Annotated in this window: 17 protein-coding genes; 12 read left to right on the top strand and 5 right to left on the bottom strand. The window is 46.3% G+C overall.

Annotated elements, in window-relative coordinates:
• Positions 1 to 78: 78 nt before the first annotated feature.
• The 8 genes from AAC978_RS11045 (at position 79) to AAC978_RS11010 (ending at position 8,856) form a co-directional block, all read left to right on the top strand.
• The gene (locus AAC978_RS11045) at positions 79 to 963 is read left to right on the top strand and encodes a 3-methyl-2-oxobutanoate hydroxymethyltransferase (RefSeq protein WP_341548092.1); all 885 of its coding nucleotides are present in this window, start codon (positions 79 to 81) and stop codon (positions 961 to 963) included.
• A 117-nt stretch (positions 964 to 1,080) separates the two neighbouring features.
• Positions 1,081 to 1,530 (top strand): hypothetical protein, encoded by a 450-nt coding sequence (locus tag AAC978_RS11040; protein WP_341548089.1) that lies wholly within the window; start codon positions 1,081 to 1,083, stop codon positions 1,528 to 1,530.
• A gap of 270 nt (positions 1,531 to 1,800) precedes the next feature.
• Positions 1,801 to 3,786, top strand: a complete 1,986-nt coding sequence (locus tag AAC978_RS11035) for an acyltransferase family protein (RefSeq protein ID WP_341548088.1) — start codon at positions 1,801 to 1,803, stop codon at positions 3,784 to 3,786.
• Between the two features lie 97 nt (positions 3,787 to 3,883).
• Entirely contained in the window at positions 3,884 to 4,597 is a 714-nt protein-coding gene (locus tag AAC978_RS11030; protein ID WP_341548087.1) for a response regulator transcription factor, read from the top strand.
• Entirely contained in the window at positions 4,594 to 5,988 is a 1,395-nt protein-coding gene (locus tag AAC978_RS11025; protein ID WP_341548086.1) for a sensor histidine kinase, read from the top strand. The genes AAC978_RS11030 and AAC978_RS11025 overlap by 4 nt, the downstream gene beginning before the upstream one ends.
• Positions 5,981 to 7,528: a hypothetical protein gene (locus AAC978_RS11020; RefSeq protein ID WP_341548085.1), complete on the top strand. Its 1,548-nt coding sequence runs from the start codon at positions 5,981 to 5,983 to the stop codon at positions 7,526 to 7,528. Before AAC978_RS11025 ends, AAC978_RS11020 begins: the two co-directional genes overlap by 8 nt.
• Positions 7,529 to 7,631: 103 nt before the next feature.
• Positions 7,632 to 7,904, top strand: coding sequence for a hypothetical protein (locus AAC978_RS11015; protein ID WP_341548084.1), 273 nt, complete (start codon positions 7,632 to 7,634; stop codon positions 7,902 to 7,904).
• A 145-nt stretch (positions 7,905 to 8,049) separates the two neighbouring features.
• On the top strand, positions 8,050 to 8,856 hold the full coding sequence (locus AAC978_RS11010) for an SDR family NAD(P)-dependent oxidoreductase (protein WP_341548083.1): 807 nt from the start codon (positions 8,050 to 8,052) through the stop codon (positions 8,854 to 8,856).
• A 33-nt stretch (positions 8,857 to 8,889) separates the two neighbouring features.
• On the opposite strand, the gene AAC978_RS11005 is transcribed toward AAC978_RS11010, so the two are convergent.
• Positions 8,890 to 10,125: a PucR family transcriptional regulator gene (locus tag AAC978_RS11005; protein ID WP_341548082.1), complete on the bottom strand. Its 1,236-nt coding sequence runs from the start codon at positions 10,123 to 10,125 to the stop codon at positions 8,890 to 8,892.
• A gap of 362 nt (positions 10,126 to 10,487) precedes the next feature.
• Here AAC978_RS11005 and AAC978_RS11000 point away from each other — a divergent pair, with 362 nt between their 5' ends.
• From AAC978_RS11000 to AAC978_RS10990, 3 genes are read left to right on the top strand one after another with little or no spacing between them, the layout of a single operon-like run.
• Positions 10,488 to 13,130, top strand: a complete 2,643-nt coding sequence (locus AAC978_RS11000; protein ID WP_341548081.1) for a molybdopterin-dependent oxidoreductase — start codon at positions 10,488 to 10,490, stop codon at positions 13,128 to 13,130.
• Positions 13,131 to 13,149: 19 nt separating this feature from the next.
• The gene (locus AAC978_RS10995; protein ID WP_341548080.1) at positions 13,150 to 13,728 is read left to right on the top strand and encodes a 4Fe-4S dicluster domain-containing protein; all 579 of its coding nucleotides are present in this window, start codon (positions 13,150 to 13,152) and stop codon (positions 13,726 to 13,728) included.
• Between the two features lie 3 nt (positions 13,729 to 13,731).
• A complete protein-coding gene (locus AAC978_RS10990) occupies positions 13,732 to 14,610 on the top strand; it encodes a dimethyl sulfoxide reductase anchor subunit family protein (RefSeq protein WP_341548079.1) in 879 nt (292 codons plus the stop codon).
• Between the two features lie 279 nt (positions 14,611 to 14,889).
• Here AAC978_RS10990 and AAC978_RS10985 read toward each other — a convergent pair whose 3' ends face one another.
• From AAC978_RS10985 to AAC978_RS10970, 4 genes are all read right to left on the bottom strand, one after another.
• Positions 14,890 to 15,579, bottom strand: a complete 690-nt coding sequence (locus AAC978_RS10985; RefSeq protein ID WP_341548078.1) for a TorD/DmsD family molecular chaperone — start codon at positions 15,577 to 15,579, stop codon at positions 14,890 to 14,892.
• A 142-nt stretch (positions 15,580 to 15,721) separates the two neighbouring features.
• Positions 15,722 to 16,597, bottom strand: coding sequence for a dimethyl sulfoxide reductase anchor subunit family protein (locus tag AAC978_RS10980; protein ID WP_341548077.1), 876 nt, complete (start codon positions 16,595 to 16,597; stop codon positions 15,722 to 15,724).
• 3 nt (positions 16,598 to 16,600) lie between these two features.
• Complete coding sequence (locus AAC978_RS10975) at positions 16,601 to 17,182, bottom strand: 4Fe-4S dicluster domain-containing protein (RefSeq protein ID WP_341548076.1); 582 nt, start codon at positions 17,180 to 17,182, stop codon at positions 16,601 to 16,603.
• A gap of 15 nt (positions 17,183 to 17,197) precedes the next feature.
• Positions 17,198 to 19,819, bottom strand: a complete 2,622-nt coding sequence (locus AAC978_RS10970; RefSeq protein ID WP_341548075.1) for a molybdopterin-dependent oxidoreductase — start codon at positions 19,817 to 19,819, stop codon at positions 17,198 to 17,200.
• A gap of 363 nt (positions 19,820 to 20,182) precedes the next feature.
• Between AAC978_RS10970 and AAC978_RS10965 the strand changes: the two genes are divergently transcribed.
• Positions 20,183 to 21,415, top strand: coding sequence for a PucR family transcriptional regulator (locus AAC978_RS10965; protein WP_341548074.1), 1,233 nt, complete (start codon positions 20,183 to 20,185; stop codon positions 21,413 to 21,415).
• The last annotated feature ends 64 nt before the right edge of the window (positions 21,416 to 21,479 follow it).

Here is a 21,479-nt window from a genome sequence, read left to right as displayed (position 1 = left end):
GAATGTTCCTGTAAAAAAAGTTGACCTATCGTTGATACGATATTGGTAAACATTAAATTAATGAGAGGAGAGACAATCATGTCAGAAGAAAAGGATATTGAGATCAAAGCGGAGGACAAAAATGTCAAGGCGTCCAAAATGCAGAAAGGACGCAAATCCATCGCCTATCTGCAGAAACTCAAGGACGAGGGCACCCCGATCGTTCAGATGTGCCCTGCCAACAGAGATCAGTATTTCACCATGGCCGCTGAAATGGCCGGTTGCGACATCTGCCGCCTGACCGTTCCCGCCGAGAACATGACCATGTCCATCGCCAACGCACCCTGGTGGATTCGTACCGTTCGTAACGCCGCAAAGCTTATCCACATTAACTTCGTTATGCAGACACCGACCTTCGCCTCCAAGGAAAAGGCTTTGGAGTATGGCTCCCAATACATGTATGAAGGTGCCGACTCCTTGCTCCCGATGGGCGTCAACAACGAGACCCTGAAGTATATGACGGATAACCACCTGGTGGTCTTCGGTCACGTGGGCGCATTGTCCGGCTGGCAGACAAGCAGGCATGGCGGCTACAAGCGTTTGGGCCAGACTGCCGAAGATGCCATGAAGGTTTTCCGCATGGCGTATGAGTATCAGGAAAACGGCATGATGGCCATGACCGTCGAGCTGACTCCCATCGAAGTCACCAATGCCATTGCCAAAAAGCTGCGTGTGCCGGTGATCTCCATCGCCGCAGGCGGCGCTGCCGATGGCTGCGAGATGGTTGATTTCGACACCTTCAACATGATGCCCAAACTTGCTTCTCATGCGAAAGTATATGCCGACTTCTTTAAGTGGGCAGCCGGTGCCTACGCTGCCTGGGGCAACGATGTCCGTACCGGTGCCTATCCCGAGGATAAGCACGGCTTCCATATGGAAGAGAAGGAGCTCGATAAGTTCCTGAATATGATCGAGAAATACTAGTTTTAGATAACTTTATATAAAGGGGCTGTAGCCAAACGGCCTCAAAGCAGAGTAATGTGCTCCCCTTGAATAGACAGATTAAATTTGAAATCTGCTTCGGACAAGGGGAGCATTTTTATGGGGCCGATCCTGGGACGGATGATAGCCAAGGCCGGAAATGGACGCACCGTCTTAGTTTGGTTTAGTGGTGTCCTTAGAGTCGTTGTAACTGTGGCGATTATCTTCTTACTCAAACCAACCACCCCTCTTATTACTGTTTACTTTCTCACCTTCTTGGCCGGTTTCTACGGCACCGCAGGCGGTGTAGCTCCGGCAGTTGCCCCCCAGATCCAGATCAGGGCGGAGATTCGCCAGCAAGGCAACTCTGTCGTTCAGCTTGCGCAGGGCCTTGGTTCGGCAATTGGTATTTCTATATATACTGCGGTCATAACAGCGTTAGGCCCGATGAAAGGAATGACTATTGGTTTATGGATAGCAGCTAGTGCCGCTGTGGCCGTTATTATCTTTGCGCTGCCTCTCCAAAAGTTGGCGAGCGGACCGCAAGCGGAATCTACACAAACCTCATAACAAGCTTAAAAGTGTCTCAAGGTTAAGTATGCGCCATTGCCCGGTGCCGCTGAGGCCCCAAGAAGAATCTGCGCAAGGCGTCGCACAGACTGGCGGAAGATGGTTAAGCCCTAAGCCCTTTCGACAATGCCCTTGCGAATATTAACTTTTTCGTAAGAATTTTTAAAGATTTTTGTAAAGCAATGTCATTCAAAACTTGGTAAGGTGTAGAGGAAGAAAAAGCCATGACGAAAAACCCTGAAGCCTGACACAAGCGGAGAGTGAAGAGATATGAATTGCAGCAAGATAAATGGTTTTACATATGAACAAGCTGACCGACAACAAAGGGGAAGAAGAGTGCGGACTGATTCCGGCGGCTATATGCCGGGATTGGATGGTCTGAGGGCTTTGGCGGTGTTGGCCGTGATTGCTTACCATCTCAATTTAGCCTGGGCACCGGGAGGGCTTTTAGGGGTAACGCTGTTTTTTGTGCTGTCAGGTTTTTTGATCACCAATTTATTGATGAAGGAATGGGAGAGCACCGGAGGCATTGACTTGAAAGAGTTTTGGCTGCGCCGGGCTCGGCGGCTCCTCCCAGCGGTTTTTGTGATGCTGGCGGGGGTAATGACCTGGATGGTGCTATGGGCTCCGGAGCGTTTGGCGGCCTTGCAGCAGGAAGCGTTAGCTGCAGTCTTTTATATCAGTAATTGGTATCTGATTTTTCATCAGGTTTCTTATTTTGAAAGCTTCGGTCCCCCGTCTCCTTTGGGACATCTCTGGTCTTTAGCAGTAGAAGAGCAGTTCTATCTCATTTGGCCCCTTCTTTTGGGGCTGGGCTTAAGTTGGTTTCGTCAACGTAAATGCCTGACGGGGGTGACGATAGCCCTTATCTTGGTATCGGCGGTGGCCATGGCCATAATCTATCTACCGGGTCAAGATCCCAGCCGGGTATATTATGGAACGGATACCCGTGCCTTCTCTTTACTGGTAGGGGCAGTTCTGGCCATGGTGTGGCCCAGGGGAAAAATGAGCGGAGAGCTCACTGGTTTCCATAAACAGATTCTGGATATTACAGGTGTGTTGAGCTTATTAATAGTGCTTTTGCTGATGGGGAGAACCAACCAATACCAGCCCTTCCTCTATCAGGGAGGACTCTTGCTGTTCTCTGTTGCGGCGGCTATTTTAGTGGCAGTTCTGACTCATCCGGCCAGCATTTTGAGTCGGATCTTCAGCTGGCGGCCCTTGCGCTGGCTGGGGGAGTGTTCCTACGGAATATACCTGTGGCATTACCCAGTTATCGTTCTGAGCGATCCCGTCGTGAATACGGGAGACTTGAACCTTTCTCGTACTCTCTGGCAAATCGGCTTATGCATTGTTCTGGCAGCACTCTCCCGTTACCTTATCGAGGATCCCATCCGGTACGGAAGGCGGAGACGCGGGCGGAGACGGACTAAGACGCAGGTCCAGCCCCAGCCTCAGACACATAATATGCCACTGCCACAAACAGAAATACTCACTCACACTCTTAAGTGGTGGCAAAAACCATGGGGGGTAACCACCAAAGTTTCCCTTAGTATCATCCTGATGGCTCTGCTTTTGTTTATCAACCCTAATGAAAGCACGCCAATCTCGGCTCAAGCTATTGCAGCTCAAAATACAAAACCCAGCGAAGTTGAAACACAAGAGAGGGAACAAAAAGATAATATAAATTGTGCAGATCATATAGATTATGGAGATAGTGAAGATAGTGAAGATAGTGTAGATGATGTAGCCGGGGAAAATCCGGCAGGAGCAGCGCAGAATCGAGATATCACGATCATCGGTGACTCTGTAATGATCAATGTTGCGCCTGTGTTGCAGGAACGGCTGGCGGGGATTATCATCGACGCACAGCTGGGCAGACAGATGTACCAAGCCGCGGAGGTTATAGCCGAACTTCGGGAAGAAGGGAAGCTGGGGAATACCGTGATTATTGAGTTAGGAAACAATGGCCCCTTCAGCGAAAAACAATTAAAGCAGATTCTGGACTCCCTGCCGGGAAGTAGCGAAATCTTCCTGATCAATACCCGGGTCCCTAAGCCTTGGGAAGGAGAGGTTAATGAGACCTTGCATAATGTAGCCCAGTCTTACCCCAGGACGAAACTGCTTGATTGGCATTCAGTCAGCAAAGGTCATAAGGATTACTTTTATGACGACGGAGTTCATCTAACCCAGCCCGGGGTGGCAGTCTACGAGGAGATGCTGGTCGAGGCCTTAGGTCTTAATTCACAAAAGTAATAAGAAAATCGTGTTATAATAGTGACCGGATGCCGCAAAGCTCCAATAGGTCTGATAGTGTAAAAAAACCTAAAGTATAAAATTAAGGGATGAGCATGTGCACGAGAATAAGGTAAAAGTATTGGTTGTTGAAGATGAAGCCTCTATCCGGCGCTTCATTACCCTCAACCTGGAGATGGCCGGATATGAAGTGGGAGAAGCGGAGAGCGGGGAGGATGCCCTGGTTCTCCTTGGCGTATTTTTTCCCGATTTGGTGGTGCTGGATCTGATGCTGCCGGGGATGGACGGACTGGAAGTATGTCGGCACATTCGCGAGACCATGCCGGACCCGTTGATCATCATGCTGACAGCCAAGGGGCAGGATACGGATAAAATTATGGGTCTGGAGCTGGGGGCAGATGATTATATGGTCAAGCCCTTTAATCCCTATGAACTAATTGCTAGGATCAAAGCCATGTTAAGACGCCGGTCCCGTTATGAAACCGGTCGAGCAGCCTATACCTACGGTAGCCTGCATCTGGATACAGCCGCTAATAAACTCCTCAAAGACAATCGGGAAGTGGAGCTGACCCCTACGGAGTACTCCTTGTTAAAAATGTTTATGGAGAATCCGGGGAAAGCACTGCGTCGGGAGGAGATGCTGAATGTGGTCTGGGGGGAAGATTATTTTGGGGATACGAAAACTTTAGATGTACATATCCGACGGCTCCGTGAAAAAATTGAAGACAACCCCTCTGCTCCCCGCTACATAAAAACAATCTGGGGTTCGGGTTATCGTTGGCAAACGGAGACGGCAGGGAGGCTACCATGAAAGGGATCAGAGGAAGACTGACGGCCAGTTTCATGATCGTGATTTTGGTTTCGGTTGCCATCCTGGAAGTACTGCTCATCTATACTGTCCAGCAGAATTTTTACGGCAGCCTCAGGAGTAATCTGACCAATCAGGTAAAAATAAGTGCCGATATGTACTCAAAGTATTATTCCGATACCTCCCTGGATGATAACATCCTCTATAATGTGGATGCTTTTTGGAATCAAAGCAATGCTCAGGTGGAGATTGTCGATCGAGATGGGAAGATAGTCATGGACTCCCTGGGGATGATTCCGGAACAAGAGGAGTCTATGGAGGATATTCAGGATGCCCTCAATGACCAGATGGGAGAATGGGTGGGGCAATTAAACGGCCAGAAAGTGATGGCGGTAGCGTATCCTTTGAAATCCGAGGGAGAAATCGTCGGCGCTCTACGCTTTATTGCTTCGACCAGTGAAATCGATCAGGATATTCAAGACACGGCGAAAATATTTATCGTCATCGGTCTTTTTGTGGCCATAGTTGTGGGCTTTCTGAGCATATTTTTAGCCAATACCATTCTTATTCCCTTGAAGGAAGTGACAGCCGTGGCCGAAAATATGGCGGCGGGGAATTTTCAAGTCAAGAACAGGAAAAGAAGGGATGATGAGATCGGCAAGCTTGCCGATACTTTGAACTATATGGCTGAGGAAATAACTAAAAAGGAAAAGCTCAAGAATGATTTTATCTCTTCGGTTTCCCATGAATTGCGAACTCCTCTGACCTCTATTATGGGCTGGGCGATAACCTTGCGAAGCGAAAAATTCCAGCAGAAAGAAATGCTCAACGACGGTCTTGGCATCATTGCCAAAGAGTCCGAACGGCTCACCCGGATGGTGGAAGAACTCCTGGACTTTTCCAAATTTGTTTCCGGCAGGATCAAGCTGAGTTATGAAGAGGTCAATATGGCCGAACTGATGGAGCATATCCGCAAACAACTGACTCCGCGGGCCACAAGAGAAACTATCCAGTTTACAGTGGATTACCCGGAAAACCTTCCCGACCTGTTGACTGACCCTAATCGGTTAAAACAAGTCTTGATCAATATTCTGGATAATGCCTTGAATTTTACGGCTGCCGAGGGGAGTGTCCGTTTTCAGGCCGAGGTAGGAGAAAAAGACTACACTTTTACCATAGTTGACACCGGGTGCGGTATCGCTGTCGAGGAGCTGCCCATGGTGAAAGAGAAGTTTTACAAAGGCAAAAGCTCACGTTCCCGCAACGGGATCGGTTTATCCATCTGTGAAGAGATCGTCACCCTGATGAAAGGTCGGCTGGAAATCCGCAGTGAAGTCAATGTTGGGACAACTGTGGTCATTACTTTACCCAGAGAGGTGTCTGTCAATGTTTAAAAAATCCCTCCTGCTCCTTCTTGCCCTTTTGTTGCTTTTCCTGGGAGGCTGTGCCGAGTTTTCGGGAGCCTCGGCCGGTAAGATTATACCGCCCTCCAACCCTGTCAGTCCTCTGGGAGGTAAATGGAGCGTGCTTCAGGAGCTGGACAGCAACGGCAGCAGTGGGAGAGGAGCAGCCCAGCAATGGGTGGGAAGTGATGTCCAATTTGCGACGGATGCCGTTTCTTTTGGCGGCCAGGTTTGGGCTAATCCTACCTATAAAATCAAAAGGGTGAAGGCCGACGATTACCTGTTGACAAAATATATTGCGCCTGCCGGTATTTCTGGACCGATATTTCAGAAGGTGGATGTGATTACAGTCTACGCCGCCGGCAATTATCTGGGCGAGTTCATGAAATTGGATGATGTCGAAACGATTTTTTTCGTGCACAACAAAGCTCTTCTGTTAAAAAAGGTTGCCGATCAGGCGGACAGTACCCTAAATGCAGCGAATACAAATGCCCGGAATCTCAGTGAGGACAGCAGGGAAGGAAGTTCCGGTGTCTTGCTGGGCTTGAGGACACCTTCAGCCTCCGGTTACACCTATCAGACCTTATGGATTGCTGTCGAACAGAAGCAGTTAAAACCGCTCCTGGCTTCCGAACAGATTTTTTTCCCGAGGACCAGTGGCTTTTGGGAACTTAGCGTGCGAAACCTCCCCACCGCGATTGGGCCAGGTAATTTAATGACTGCCCGTAATGTAACAGCCAAGGCCCCCGACCTGAAGAAAGGGGAAGAGGAGTCAGATGCGGTAGCGGAAGTGGAAATTGGAACAGAAAGAGAAACAGAAACAGAAACAGGTAAACAAACCTATCCCGACTCGGCAGAAAGAGTGATCAATTACATCGGTAATGATTATGTTGCTATCGAAAAGAGAGAAGTTGCATATAACCACTTGCAGGTGTTTCCTGTGGACAAGATTTCGTCTTCGGCTGGTATTAAAGTGTCCGATTTGCTTGGCGTCAAGGGCTTAAACGCCTATCTGAACGCTAGAGAGCAGGCCACTGCCACTCTAAAGGAGAAAGGTATATCCGCAACTAACCAGGATGTGTCTGAGGAAGATTTTGGTTTGATACGTAAAAACGGCCGTTGGTCCCTGGTGGGGAGAATCCATTATCAAAAGGGCGGGGATTTTCAGGAAACAGACTTTGATCTCAAAATGATTCCTCCGACCAACTTGATCTTTTATGATACCTTAGTTTTAAGCTGGTACAAGATTAAAGACCGGGTCCCCGATGCCCTGGATGCGTTTACGTCTCCTAATCAGGATATTGCTCTTGTCAAAACCAAGAATAAATTAACGATTTATCCCGTCGGTACGGAAAACTTAGGGGAAACTCCTTTGGCGGAGCTGGATCTGCCGGAAGGGGCCACCGTGATCATGGCGGAATGGGCTACCGGGTCCTATGTGGACAGCTGGGAAAAATCCTTTCTTGCTTATGGCGCCCAGGCCTTAGCAAGCGGTTCAGTGAGGATCCGAATTCAGACTGTAGCCCATTAAGGTTATGATTTTAGGCAGCCATACCAACAAGGTGCCAAAGAGCCCCCTCCAGCTAATCAAGGGAATTAATCCGATAGCGATAAGGGAGGTAACCATCTGACCGATGTTGATGCACTTTACCAGTGGGCTGTGTCTGGATTGCCGGATCTGTCAGTTGTTCTGTCCCCGGGATGCCATAAGCCGGGACAGAGAAAAGGTGAAAAGACCGTTTGAAACGATGAGTATATATAGTTCATTAACTGGCATCTGCCGAAACTGCGAAGGTACCACTGCACATCATGCCAAAACTCTATACTATTGGTGTGAAGAGGCAACAGCCAGCGATAACGAGTTAAAGAATTCTTTTCGGAAGATATTTCTGGGGATGAGCATTTAGGATTTTACTACGGGAGTGTTTCCTTCGCACAGCAATGAAAGCTATAGTAAAAGAGGCCGCCAATTCTTGGCGGTCTATGTAAACGCCTTTCCCATTTTGTGGTATAGTAAAAGTATTAACACGATTTGGAAGGTGGTGCTGACCCATGGCTAGTAATATTAGTATGAAAACTGTAGTTATAACCGGAAGCACTAGGGGTGTAGGGCTATGCATGGCAAAAGAGTTTTTGAAATCAGGATGCAACGTTACTGTTTCAGGTAGAAGCGAAAAATCCTTCGAACTTGCCAAGAAAGAACTGGCTGAGTTCTCCGATAAGGTTTTGTATGTTCCCTGCAATGTAAGGGTAAAAGAGGAACTAGAAAAACTTTGGCAGGAATCAGCCCAAAAATGGGGCCGAGTAGATTACTGGATTAACAACGCCGGTCAAAACGTCCCCCATGAGTTTGCTTATGATACAGAGCCAAGCTATGTCGAAGCAGTAATAGACACCAACATCAAAGGAATGATTTTTGGCTCCCAAGTTGCCGTGAGCAACATGTTGTCCCAAGGGAGCGGACAGGTATGGAATATGGAAGGTCTAGGATCTAACGGCATGATACAAATAAAGACCATCCTTTATGGCACCACAAAAAGTGCTCTGACCTATTTCACGAAGGGACTGGCCAAGGAGCTTGAAGGGAAACCGGTATTGGTAGGGCTCCTTTCCCCGGGCATGATGCTTACTGATTTCATTACTAAAACCCCGGATGGTGAAAAGTCCCCTGTGATTGAGGAACAGAGGTTTAAAAAGATATTTAATATTCTTGCCGACAAGCCCGAGACCGTTGCGGCCTTCTTTGTTCCCCAGATGCTTCAGAATACCAAGAATGATGCCCATATTGTATGGCTAACCAGAATGAAAGCTATGCGGCGTTTTGCAACGGCTTCCTTTAATAAGCGCGAATTAATTTGAAAAAACACGCCCGTCACTGGGCGTGTTTTACGTTTAAACTGATAAGAGTTCATCTGTACCATGAAGTCGTCTTATTTTTAGGGAGGCCACGATATCTAGACGTGTATTATTGTCTGCCAAAGACCTACCTAAGATGGTTTCAATTTTGTTAATCCGGTAGCGCAAAGTATTAGGGTGCATAAAAATGGCTTTAGCCGTCTTGCCCACATCAAACTGATTCTCGGCAAAACTTTCGAGGATGGTGACTAGGGAGCTCTCCGGGTCGTCTTGTCTATGCAATTCCCCAAGGACATGAACGTAGTACTCCTTTAAATCCTGGAGATCGTGTTTGTAAAGAATCCGCTCTAAGCCTAGGTCACTAAAGAAAGGAACAGCGAGGTCTAAAAGCTTCCCCATTTCAAAGGCTACTTTAGCTTCTTGATAGCTGCGGAAAAGTTCAGTAGGCTGAGCATAGGTCTGGCCAACGCCACAGGTTACAAGACCTTTTAAGTCTGTATCCTCAACTTGGGTGAGGATTTTATCAGCAAATACAAGGATCTCTTCCTTATGCTGAGCGGGCTTGTCGGATTGCAAGGGAATAAAGACGAGGAGTTCATTTTGGCGAAAGATCGAAGCTGAGTTTTTATAGTAAGACTCCACAAAATTCTGCTCAACAATTCTTGAGAGTATATCCATGAGGTGCGATTCGGTTGTATTAAGATTAAGGTCCGGTTCAGGCAGGAGAAAAACCATGACAGTGTGAGGGCGACGAAAATCCCACCCCCACATTTCACCGGTGGCGATGATGTCGTCATTGCGTTTTAGATTTCCATAAATAAGATCATAGAGAAAAGCATTTTTAAACTTACTTTGCTCTTGTTTAAGCTCAAGTCGGCCTTGGAGATGGACAGCACAGAGAGAAGATGCGTAATCCAAAAGGGGTTTGAAGTTGATTGGGTCTGGAGCGCGATCATCAGTAAGCACAAAGATATAACCTAGGATGCGACTAAAGGGTGCAACTACTCGTCCTATAGCAGGTGATTGAAAAGAGTCGGTCAAAATTTGGCAAGCAAAAAGTGCTTCGCTACCGACCCTAGATTGGTTGGAGTAAATATAAAAAGACTCAAAATTATACTGAGAAGAGGAAGAAAATATTTTATAGGCAGATGAAGAAATTATGACTGGGTAATTCAATGTCTTGGCTAAGGCAGCATTCAGTTGATCAAGGCCTTGTCCCGAAGCCAAGGCTAATTCCTGCATATAATCAGGAACAGTGAATTTCATATCCATGCTTCATCATCCCTTATCATATAAATAGGGTTCCCATTAAGTGTCAATGGCTTGTCATGTACCTATCCAACTTAAAAATGATAGAATAGATCTTAGATGAAGAAAATTAGGTCAGATGGATAGTCATGCTAATAGAATTATAGATGCAACCACACCTAAGAACTTTGTAAGGGCGTCTAAAAAAACTCGTGCTATTTTGTACTTGTGAACATATGGTCGAAGTTGGGGCCGTTATATACTGATTATAGATTCAGGGGCGGCTCCTAGTCAAATGGGGGTAGATAGAGACATTCCTGTTTGTTCCTAGAGGCACAGGGCTCCCGATGTCATAGGCTTTAGAATTAAAAGGGAGGTAGGGATTTATGTCAAGTCTGCTAAAAAAGATTACGGACAACAAAATTAGCCGTAGAAGTTTCTTAAAAGCTACGGCGGCCGGTACGGCCAGCTTGGCTCTAACCGGCTGCGGAAGTGGCTTAGCATCAGTAGATGGAAATATTAATGCCCTCGGAGAAGAGCAAGGTGAGTGGGTTTCTGCTGCCTGTTGGCATAACTGCGGTGGACGATGCTTGAACAAGGCCTTGGTTGTCGATGGAGTCGTCGTTCGCCAAAAAACTGATGATACCCATGAGGATTCGCCGGATTATCCACAACAAAGAGGTTGTCTAAGAGGACGTTCTCAGCGTCAGCAGGTCTTCGGTGCTGATCGTTTGAAATACCCCATGAAGCGTAAGAACTGGCAACCGGGTGGCGGCGACAAATCTCTACGTGGGAAAGACGAATGGGAACGAATTAGCTGGGATGAGGCTTTAACCTATATTGCCGATGAGCTACAGCGCGTGAAAAAAGATTACGGCAACCGCTCCATTTTACACATTGGTGGCTGGAGTAGCCGAATCACCGATATCTCCAGAACCCTAGGGTTGTTTGGAGGATACGCTGAATATTGGAACACCAACTCCTTCGGTAGCTGGGCCATGACTCCTAAAAAGGTAGGCTTCCTACAATTAGGAGTATGGGATCAAACCGTTAACGACCGTTTTGATATGCGTAACTGTGAGACAGTTATTATGCTCAGCATGAATCCGGCTTGGAGTGCTATGGGAAGCTCGAGCTGGCATTATCTGCAAGCTAAGAAAGCTGGAGCCAAGTTTATCGGCATTGACCCCTTTTACAATGAATCCTATTCTATGTTAGGGGCAGAATGGGTACCGGTTCGTCCCAGTACTGACTCGGCGTTATTACTGGCTATTGCCAATGTGCTCCTGACCAAAGACCACCCGACGATGAATCCCTTGATCGATTGGGATTTCTTAAACAAATACTGTCTCGGCTTTGATGCTGATCATATGCCTGAAGGGGAAGATCCCAAAGGAAACTTCAAAGACTATGTTCTGGGAACTTATGATGGCGTCCCTAAAACACCAGCCTGGGCCAGCGAGATCTGCGGAGTGGATAAGGTTCAAATTGAAAAATTAGCCTTGGAATTCCGTAAGGATAAAAAAGTAGCTTTCTTATGCGGAATGGCTTCCGCCAGAACGACTAACTCCGATAATCTACCCCAATTAATTATGACAATCGGTGCCATGACGGGGCATATGGGCAAATCTGGTCACATGACCGGTAGCACCATGCATGCCACTTCCGGTAACGGTGGGCCGGCCTTAGTCTGTGCCGGTTCTAACGGATTGCCCGGAATTGCCAATCCAGTCGATGACAGCATCAACGCCGGAGAAGTCTGGGATGCTATCCTCACCGGCAAATACACCTTTACAGGAAGCGGAGACTTTACCTCTGCAGATCAATACAAGTCCGGCGAACAAAGAGATATCGATATTCACATCATATACCATTCTGGTGGAGCAACTCTGCAAACCAGCGATGGCATGACGAAAGGGATCGAAGCTCATCGCAAAGTAGATCTCGTTGTATCACATTCCCAATTTGTAACCACGAACTCCAAGTATGCAGATATTGTCCTGCCGGTGACCACCGAGTGGGAGAAAGTCGGCGGATTCTCTGGAGGAAGCTTGGTTCATAGCGGCAACAGGGAAATGCTCATTATGTATTCCCAGATTAGCGAGCCTCTCTTTGAAGCCAAGAGCGACCAGTGGATAGCTAACGAGTTAGCAAAAAAGTTAGGCCTTAATGAAAAAGAAGCTTTCCCCTTTGACGAAAAGCAGCAATTCTTTAATGCTTTAGCTAGCGCCACCGTAGTCAATGAAGATGGAAAAACCTATGGTCCTCTGGTCACCATCACAGATGCAGATATTAAAGAACTAGGTGTTACTGGCAAACCTCAAACAGGTAAAATCACCTACCCTGAACTAAAGGAAAAAGGGGTCTATCAAGTCAAACGGTCCCAAGGGGATAACTATGGCTATATAGCCTATGAAGACTTTGTTAAAGATCCAGAAAATAATCCCTTAACTTCGGAGAGCGGTAAGCTAGAAATCTATAGTCGTCAGTTAGCGAAAACCGTCAATGATATGGGCTTTAGCAAGATTCAAGCCATTCCTTCCTATATTCCACCTGTCAATGGCTATCAAGACACCTTCCAAGATTGGGAAAGTAAGGCTAAAGGGGAGTATCCCTATCAAGTGATTAACCCACACTATTTACGCCGCTCGCATACCGTATTTGATAATGTGAAATGGCTGCAAGAAGCTTGGCATAATCCAGTCTTCCTAAATACCAAAGACGCTCAAGCTAATGGAATCGGCAATGGGGAGACAGTGCTTATTACCAGCCCTTATGGAAAAATCTTAAGAAATGCTTGCCTAACGGAAAGAGTAAGACCAGGCGTAGTTGCTCTACCCCATGGAGCTTGGGTTGATGTGGATGAAAAGACGGGTATCGATAAAGGCGGAGCTGACAATATTCTCAGTGGCCAAGTTCCGACTGGTCAAGGGGTTTCCGGATTTAATACTGGTATTGCCAAGATTGAGAAATACTCGGCCTCGAAACTCATTTCCGATGTGGAAAAACCGGCAAGAATCGTATTTTAGGAAAGGGGTGTAAGTAGAAATGGGCAAATTAGGTTTTTATTTCGATATGGAAGCCTGTATCGGCTGCCGTACCTGTCAAATAGCTTGTAAAGACAAAAATAATAACAAGATCGGCGTCTTATATCGCCGGGTCAGGAATTTTGAAACCGGCGTTTATCCAAGACCTGATGGTTTCAATTACTCCTCTTCTTGCAACCACTGTGCAGAGGCGAAATGTGTCAAGGGTTGCCCCACCGGTGCCATGCACTATGCGGAGGATGGAACTGTACAGCACAACAAGGATAAGTGTATCGGTTGTAAATACTGCATCTGGAACTGCCCCTACGGTGCACCACAGTTCCTTGAAGAAAGTGGCATCGTCGGGAAGTGTGATAGCTGCAAGAGCCTTCGGGACCAAGGAGAAAATCCTGCATGTGTGGATGCTTGTATCATGAGATGCTTGGAATTTGGTGACTTAGAGGAGCTTAAAGCAAAACATGGAGCTGATTTAGTACAAGAACTATCCGTTTTGCCGGAGGCAAATCTTACGGAGCCTTCGGTGCTGATTAAGCCCAAAAGCTGTGCAATGGATGCCAATCCGAGAGAGAAAGAGGTGTAAGCGGTGGAAAATCTATCATTAATCTTATTCTCGATCTGTATTCAAGCGGCCATCGGTATAATGATTTTTGTGGCTCTGGGTAAGTCTTTGAACAAGGAAGGGCAGTTTAAGCCTGCTATCGTCACAGCAGCAGGCTTGGCGATTGTCGGACTCCTTGCCTCACTTCTCCACTTAGGCAGACCCCTCGCTGCTTTGAATTCTCTTGCTCACTTTGGTACCTCGTGGTTAAGCCGGGAAATTTGGTTTACCGCTATTTTCACCGGATTGACTGTCTTAGCCGCTGTCTTGATCCTAGTTAAGCCTACTGCTAAAGGTGCTATCAACGTACTGGCACCACTCGCCGCAGTGGTCGGCTTAGTCGATGTTTATGTTATGGCTTCGATCTATAATTATGCCTCCGTCCCTGCATGGCAGCATGGTTCGATTTATGTGGAGTTCTACGCTGCTGCTATCTCTTTGGGAGCAATCCTTTTCCTCGCCTTAAGTGGGAAAGAAGCTGCTAGCCTAAAGAAAGCAGCATCCCTAACCGTAGGTGCTGCAGTTGCTCTGCAAGTAGCCGCCATGGTACTCTACTATATCCAATTGGGAACTAGCGATAACTTAGCAGCAGGACAGAGCTTGGCACTCTTAAACAGTATGAGCGGAGTAATGGCAATGAAATGGCTCTTCATTCTCCTTGGTGCAGGAATGCTAATGTTCCCCGTGGGTATAGGTGGTACTAAGGTATCTGCCGGACAGGCTGCGGTGGAAGTAGCTGCAACTACTGAAGGTGCCTTAAGCACTACAGTTTATCTTGCAGCAGCCCTGGTGGTTGTTGGTCAAATTATTGGACGCTATCTCTTCTATGCAGTGATGGTTATCAACACTGTTGGATTAAGTTAAGTTGAATTAAGCGGAATCTATGGGGGAACCAAGGGACATTGAACCTTGGTTCCTTTTAGATTGCACTTTTAGAAAGTGTACTTTGCTGTATTGGGAAAAGGATATGAGGATTTTAAAAGGAAATTATAAGTCTTCAGAGCAAACTTTCGCTGATATCCAAAAAGATTATGGATTAGCAAAGGGACGCGTCACGTGAAGTGAAGCGTCCCTTTTAGATAGTCATTCTGAGAACAGTGAGGAATTTCCCTAAAAGCGGTAAGATCCGACCCTTTGATCAATTTAAAGTAAAGATAAAAGCTCATCCAGAACTAAATTATCTGTTTGCAAGAACTGTTCTGTTAAGGCAGCCAGGTGAGGATAAAAATGATGCGTTTTAGATTCTTGAATATCCTTAGCAAAATCTCCGATCCAGACCAGTAAATGCTCCTCTAAAAAGGCTTTCTGATCGGAGAGCAGTTTTTTTACCTCATGAAAATTTTGCTTATCAAAGCGTTCTTGTGTCAGTTTTGCTAAATGTGCCATAAAATCTAACTCGAAAGCAAGGTGATCATCTGCTTCGTGGGGATAATTGGCCGGTAAGAATTGATAGTTTAGATAGGTGCGGCGTACCTTTAGAGTGCTTTCCTGGAAGAGTGCCCGTTCCTTAGTTACATAAACGGATTCCCAAGGGGGAGCGGGCAGCTTATTGGGGCCAATCATTAAGTGGGTGTATTCACTCTTTAGCTTATCCAGAGTTCCTTCGGTATCAGTGGTTAGAGCCACCCTTAACTCTGTTAGTAAGGTAATGTAAGTATTAAGGTTGGGGTTTTCCTCATCAAGCATTAATTCTAAGGCTTCTTGGGTGTGCTCGTTTGTGGCGATGTCAAGTAGCTCTTGGTTAGGCTCGTTTCCAAAGATATGCTGTAGTAGCTGGTAGAGATAGTGTCGGTTAGCTAAGATTATGGCAATTCCGTCATCTTGTGAAGTCATATCGGGCACCGCCTTTGCGTTTTTTGGTTTTTATTTCATGCCTCCTATCCACAGTTTCGGACAAGGGGGAGGGAAAGTCAAGTGAAAAGCCACCCCTTCCTATAATGGCATGCGAAAGGGGTGGCAGGAACTGAAGTATAATTTAACTTAAACCAACTCGGCTAATAATCATGATGGAATAGAAGAGGTAGCGGCCGACAATTTGACCAATAATAAGAAGGGCTGCTGCAGCATAAAGGCTGATGCTAGCTGTTCCTGCCGCTGCGACTACTGCAGTTGCTTGCCCCGAAGCACTAACGTTGAATTGCTGCTTCTGGAGGGGGAGGAAAAGCAATCCCGTACCAAAAAGGATGAAGAGCCATTTGACGATCATGGCACCACTCATACCGCTAAGAACGGAAAGACTTTGTTGAGCAGCTAAGCTATTGTTCGTACCCAGTTGGATAGTGTAGCCTGCCATGGATACGACCTGAAGTGCAACTGCAATTCCAGCAATAATCGTTGCCGACTGGCGGACTTTAGCGCCTTCCGCTCCGCTTAGAGCCAGGAAGAACACAGCACCCATAGATAAAGCAGCAGCATAAAACTCAATTGTGACCGAGCCGGAATTCCAGGCAGGAATGCTAGTGAAAGTGTAAATCGAGGCCATTGCATAGACATCCACCAAGCCAATCAGAGCAGCAAGGGCAACTAAGGCCTGAATAGCACCCTTGGCTGTAGGCTTAAATAAGATCATGAGAGCAGCCAAAACGGTAAGGCCTGTGAAAGCACTGGTAAACCAGATTTCGCGGCTCAACCAAGAAGTAGCAAAATGAGCAAGGGAATTGAGGGCGCGAATGGGTTGCCCTAAGTGTAGGAAGGAGGCGAGGAGGCCGATGATGGCCAAACCGGCAGCACAAACTACGGCAGTTTTAAAGATTCCATCTTTATTCAAGTACTTTGCAATAGCGGCGAATACCATGATTCCGATAGCAGACTGCACGCAGATCGTGAAGATAATCAAGGCTAATTCTTCCATGGATTACATCTCCTTCTCCCTGAAATTAGGAATTAGGGCACAGTTTCTTGGTTTAATCAAAAGTGAAGGATCGGTGACCGAAGATGAGGGCAGTATAGGTAGGTCCTGGACAAGAACACTAGTATTATGCTTTTTGGCAAGTTCATCTAAGTCACCGAATTCCAGACAACGCATGATGCAGGCGTCAACACAGGCTGGGTTTTCGCCTTTGTCACGCAAATCCTTGCAGCTGTCGCATTTACTGATGGTCCCACTTTCTTCAATGAATTGGGGAACGCCATAGGGACAGTTCCATACACAGTATCTACAACCAATACACTTATTCTTGTCATGTTGAACTGTTTGATCATCCGCATAATAAAGGGCACCCGTTGGACAGCCTTTCAAACATTTGCTGTCAGCACAGTGATTGCATGTGCCTGAGAAATGATAGGTGCCGGGTTTTGGATAAACGCCCGTTTCGAACGACGTAACTTTCCTAAATAATATACCGATATCTAAATTATTCTTGTCCTTGCAAGCTACTTGACACGTTTTGCATCCGATACAGCGTTCCATGTCAAAATAAAAACCTAATCTGCTCATTTAGATTCCCCCTTCCTATAACACAATTCTTTGTGGTTTTTGCACATCCGGAACCAATGGGGTGCCGGCGTATTTTTCGATACGGCAAATTGCAGTATTCCAACCTGAAATGCCTTGGCCTGTTGGAGTAGATCCGCATAAAATGTTAGCACAGCCACCACGGTCAATTCCGGTTTCTTCATCCATATCAAGCCATGATCCGTGGGGTAGGCCAATAACACCAGGCATAAAGCATTGTGTTAAAGTTGCTGTCCGAAGTGTTTTTCCGTGGGGTCCAGTCATCAATACCGTATCACCATCGGCGATTCCCAGGTCTTTTGCATCATCTTCATTTATAAATACCGGGTTTGGCCAAGCTTCCTGTAACCAAGGAACATTATCCAAGGTGGAGTGGACCCTTCTTAGGTAATGTGGGTTCATAACTTGGAAGGGGTATTCGCCTTTTTCTTGGGTCTCCCAATTGCTAAAGGTCTTCTCATAGCCATCCACGGGGGGAATATAAGTAGGAATTGCCTTAATCGTACTATATCCCATATTATTAATGGCTGTTTCCAGTTCCTTGGAATAGATTAACAGCTTCCGTTGACCTAGAAGCTTTTTCTCCGTTGCACCCGGTACCGGCCCCTCGGGATCCTTATAGGCAATATATCCAAAGTTATCACCGGGCTTCCGCTCAACGCGATAAATTCCCTGTTCACGGAACTCCTTAAACCCAATGCGACCTTGCTGCGGGTGACCTTTTACGCCCCATTCTGCAATATCCCCGTCTGTAATGGTTACAAGGGCTTCCATTCCTTTACCGTCGGGTGTAACAACCTGAGCACCGGCAATTTCGTTAAAGAACTGCTGTTTAATATCAATAGGATAAATTTTTTTCGGATCCTCACCAAGACGTTTTAATAATTCTATAGCAATCCACTGGTCATCCTTGGCTTCGTAGAGGGGTTCTGTAACCTGTGACCAAACAATATTAATCTCCCGATCTCTAACTAAATAGCCCCCAAATCTTTCCCACTCGGTAGTAATAGGCAGAACCACATCCGAGTACTGGGCATTAGCGTTCAATGCAAAACCGTGGGAAACAACAAAATCAACTTTGCGGTGGGCTTCAATTCCCAGGGTCGTACCCTCGCGGGTTTGTAAGACATTGCCCGTGCCGCCATGATAAATTATCCTGATATCGATATCCCTTGATTCACCCTTAACATAAACCTTGCTATCATGGCTACCGCAGAAATTATACTTACCGTTAATTACAGCCGACCATAGTTCTGGGTCCATAATGGCATCGGTCACAGGATTTTTTACCGGTGGAAGTCCGTTCTTACCGGGTTGAAGTAATTGGGGCCCGCCGTTAAAGGCATAACCGTGACAACAGATCCCTGTGCTGTGGCCAGATTTACCCATATGTCCTCCCATGGCCCCTAAGGTCATGATTAATTGCGGTAGATTATCTGTATTATTATTTCTAGCAAAGCTCCAAGCGGGTAAAAATGCAACTTTTTTATCTTTACGAAACTCCTTGGCCAAATAGCGGATTTGGTCGGGTTTAACTCCACAAATTTTAGTCGCCCATTCAGGACTCTTAGGCACTCCGTCATAGGTTCCAAGGACGTAATCCTTAAAATTGTCTTTAGGATCAGAACCTTCCGGCATGCTCTCGGCATCAAATCCTACGGTGTTCTCTTTAAGGAAATCCCAATCGATGATAGGATTGCTCATAGGGTCGTCAGTGGTAATCATTACATAGGCAATTGCCAACATGGCCGCAGTATCAGTTGCTGGGCGAATGGGTATCCATTCGGCATCTAACAACGAAATGCTTTCATTATAGAAAGGATCTACAGCAATGAACTTTGCACCAGCCTCTTTGATTCTTCTTGCGTAATATACACTGCCGGAAACAGAACTCCAAGCTGGATTGCTACCCCATAGGATCACTGTTTCAGAATTCAGTAGGTCAAGTCTGTCATTGATTGTCATCCCAGTATTTGTCGGCGGAAGGCCTCCAATAAACTGGGGAGTCGCCATCCACGAACCCCAAGATCTTGTACCTGTGTTGACTGTGCAACCACCCGTAGCAGCTAACATTCTAACTGTGTGATTACCGGCAGGACTATTCATCTGAGCAGCTGACAGAATCGACCTACTTCCGGATTTTGCCCGGGCATTCTTAATTTCACTAGCGACGATATCAAGTGCTTCTTCCCAAGAGATCTTTACCCATTCATCGCGCCCACGCAATGACTTGTCGCCACCACCAGGCGCCCAATGTTTACGCTTCATAGGGTATTTCAAGCGATCCGCGCCAAATATAAGTTGTCTATGTGCCCTCCCGCGGATACAGGCTCTTTGCTGGGGGTAATCGGGAGTATCAGGATGAGTGTCGTCTGTTTTTTGGCGAACAACCACACCGTCAACTACTAGGGCCTTATTAAGGCAACGCCCGCCGCAGTTATGCCAGCAAGATGCGGTAATCCATTTTCCTTCTGAGTCGGGAACACCTTCAGCACTTGTCGTTATTAGGCTGTTGCCACAACCGGAAAGAGCTAGTCCGGCAGTTCCTGCTGCAGTAGCGGCTAGGAATGTTCTTCGGCTTATTTGTTTCTCGGTTATTTTCTGAAGAAGATTTGCCATACACCTTTAACCTCCCCATTAAAATATCTATAGACTAATTCCGTCGATATGGGATGCAAGCTTACCACGATTTAACGACACTGTTCGTACTAATAATAACATTCGAGATTGCAGTGTCTCAACCTTAAATATTATCATTAGTCCGTTGACCAATCGTGAAGCTCTAGGACTTTTGCTAAGTCTATTTTCATTATATAATGGAATTGAGTAAAACAAATGTTCACATGCACAAAGTGTTGATTAGGTATTTGTGCACTGTAACAAACGAAATGATCTTTGGGATAGAATTATATTAAGATATAAGCTAAACTACATCTAGCTAAAATTTCAGTTTACTAAGGGGAACGGGAGGTATGAAGCATTATGGGAAAGAATAATTCAATGCCAAATTACATGCGGAAGCTGCTGAAAACCTCCAGCCAGGGGTTAGACGCTCTCACTTGTGCCGTTGCAGAGGTGTTGAATCATCCTATCCTAGTTTCTGCTCCTGCTTATGAGACCATTTCCACGACGCTTCTTCATCCTGATTTAGACTCTTTTCAGGTTGAGGTAGAAGGAGGTCGAGAGGATAACGAGACCCTATTCCTTTGCACACTATCTACTGACAATTTGCGTCTGGAAGGGGCAGGATGGGCGATCGCTCCGAATGGCAGAGTTCTGGGCTATCTTTTTGTACTATATGATAAAGCCACACCGGACTTTGAGGCTTTTCAAGCCATTATCGAAGCTGCCTTATCCTTATATTCTATCCATCTTCAGAACAAGTTGGAGCTGAAACAGGAAAAACATAAAACAAAGAACGCTTTCTTCTATGATTTGCTCTATGGAAACCTTAAACGCAACGAAGATATGATCACTATGGGCGAGGTATGGGGCTGGGACTTCCGCCGACCGCACACGGTGCTGCTTATAATGGTCCCTGATTTAGAGCCCCATTCTTCTGATTGGCATCTTATGGAGATCCTGCAAAAGATTGTGGATCGGACCTTGATTGATCGATACTATAAAAATCCTGCAACTACTGTGAATCGTAATGAAGTCGTGGCCCTTATCCCAGTGGAGAAGGAAAAAGCAGTGGATCAGAAGCAGGAAATTGCCTCCTTAATCGAATCTATATCGAGTCAATTCAAAGCAGGAGTGCCCAATTACTGGATCGCCTGCGGAGTAGGGCAAACGTACGACCAACCCAATAACCTTTTTCGCAGTTACCAAGAGGCCAAAGTCGCCTACGAGATGGGAAGCCTACTAGGGGTTGCTGTTCCGTTTTTTAGTGATATGGGTTTAGAGCGAATCTTGTATAAACATGACCTTGAGGATTTAAAAGAATACTATCATCATGTCCTGGGGGCCTTGCCTGAGCAGGATGAGGGCGAAGATAATCTGCTTTCTCTCTTAGAGAGCTTTGTGGATAACCAATTCGATATGAATAAGACAGCTGAAGCTACGTTTTTGCATCGGAACACGCTGCGTTACCGCTTGAATAAAGTTGAGGCAATTCTGGGACGTTCTTTAGCAGATATTAATACGCGCTTGGATCTTGCGGCTGTTTTTAAAATCCGTCGTTTGCATAAAGGAAAACTTGATCAAGAAGTATAAAGGCTATCCTACTCTGGGAATACTCCTTCGCTTATGCTCAGGATGACAACGTATTTGGGCTATG

The organism is Desulfitobacterium sp. THU1, assembly GCF_038181555.1.
In the GTDB taxonomy this organism is placed as follows: Bacteria; Bacillota; Desulfitobacteriia; order Desulfitobacteriales; family Desulfitobacteriaceae; genus Desulfitobacterium.
Note: the sequence above shows the minus strand (reverse complement) of the source record. Positions and strands in the feature narration are given on the sequence as shown.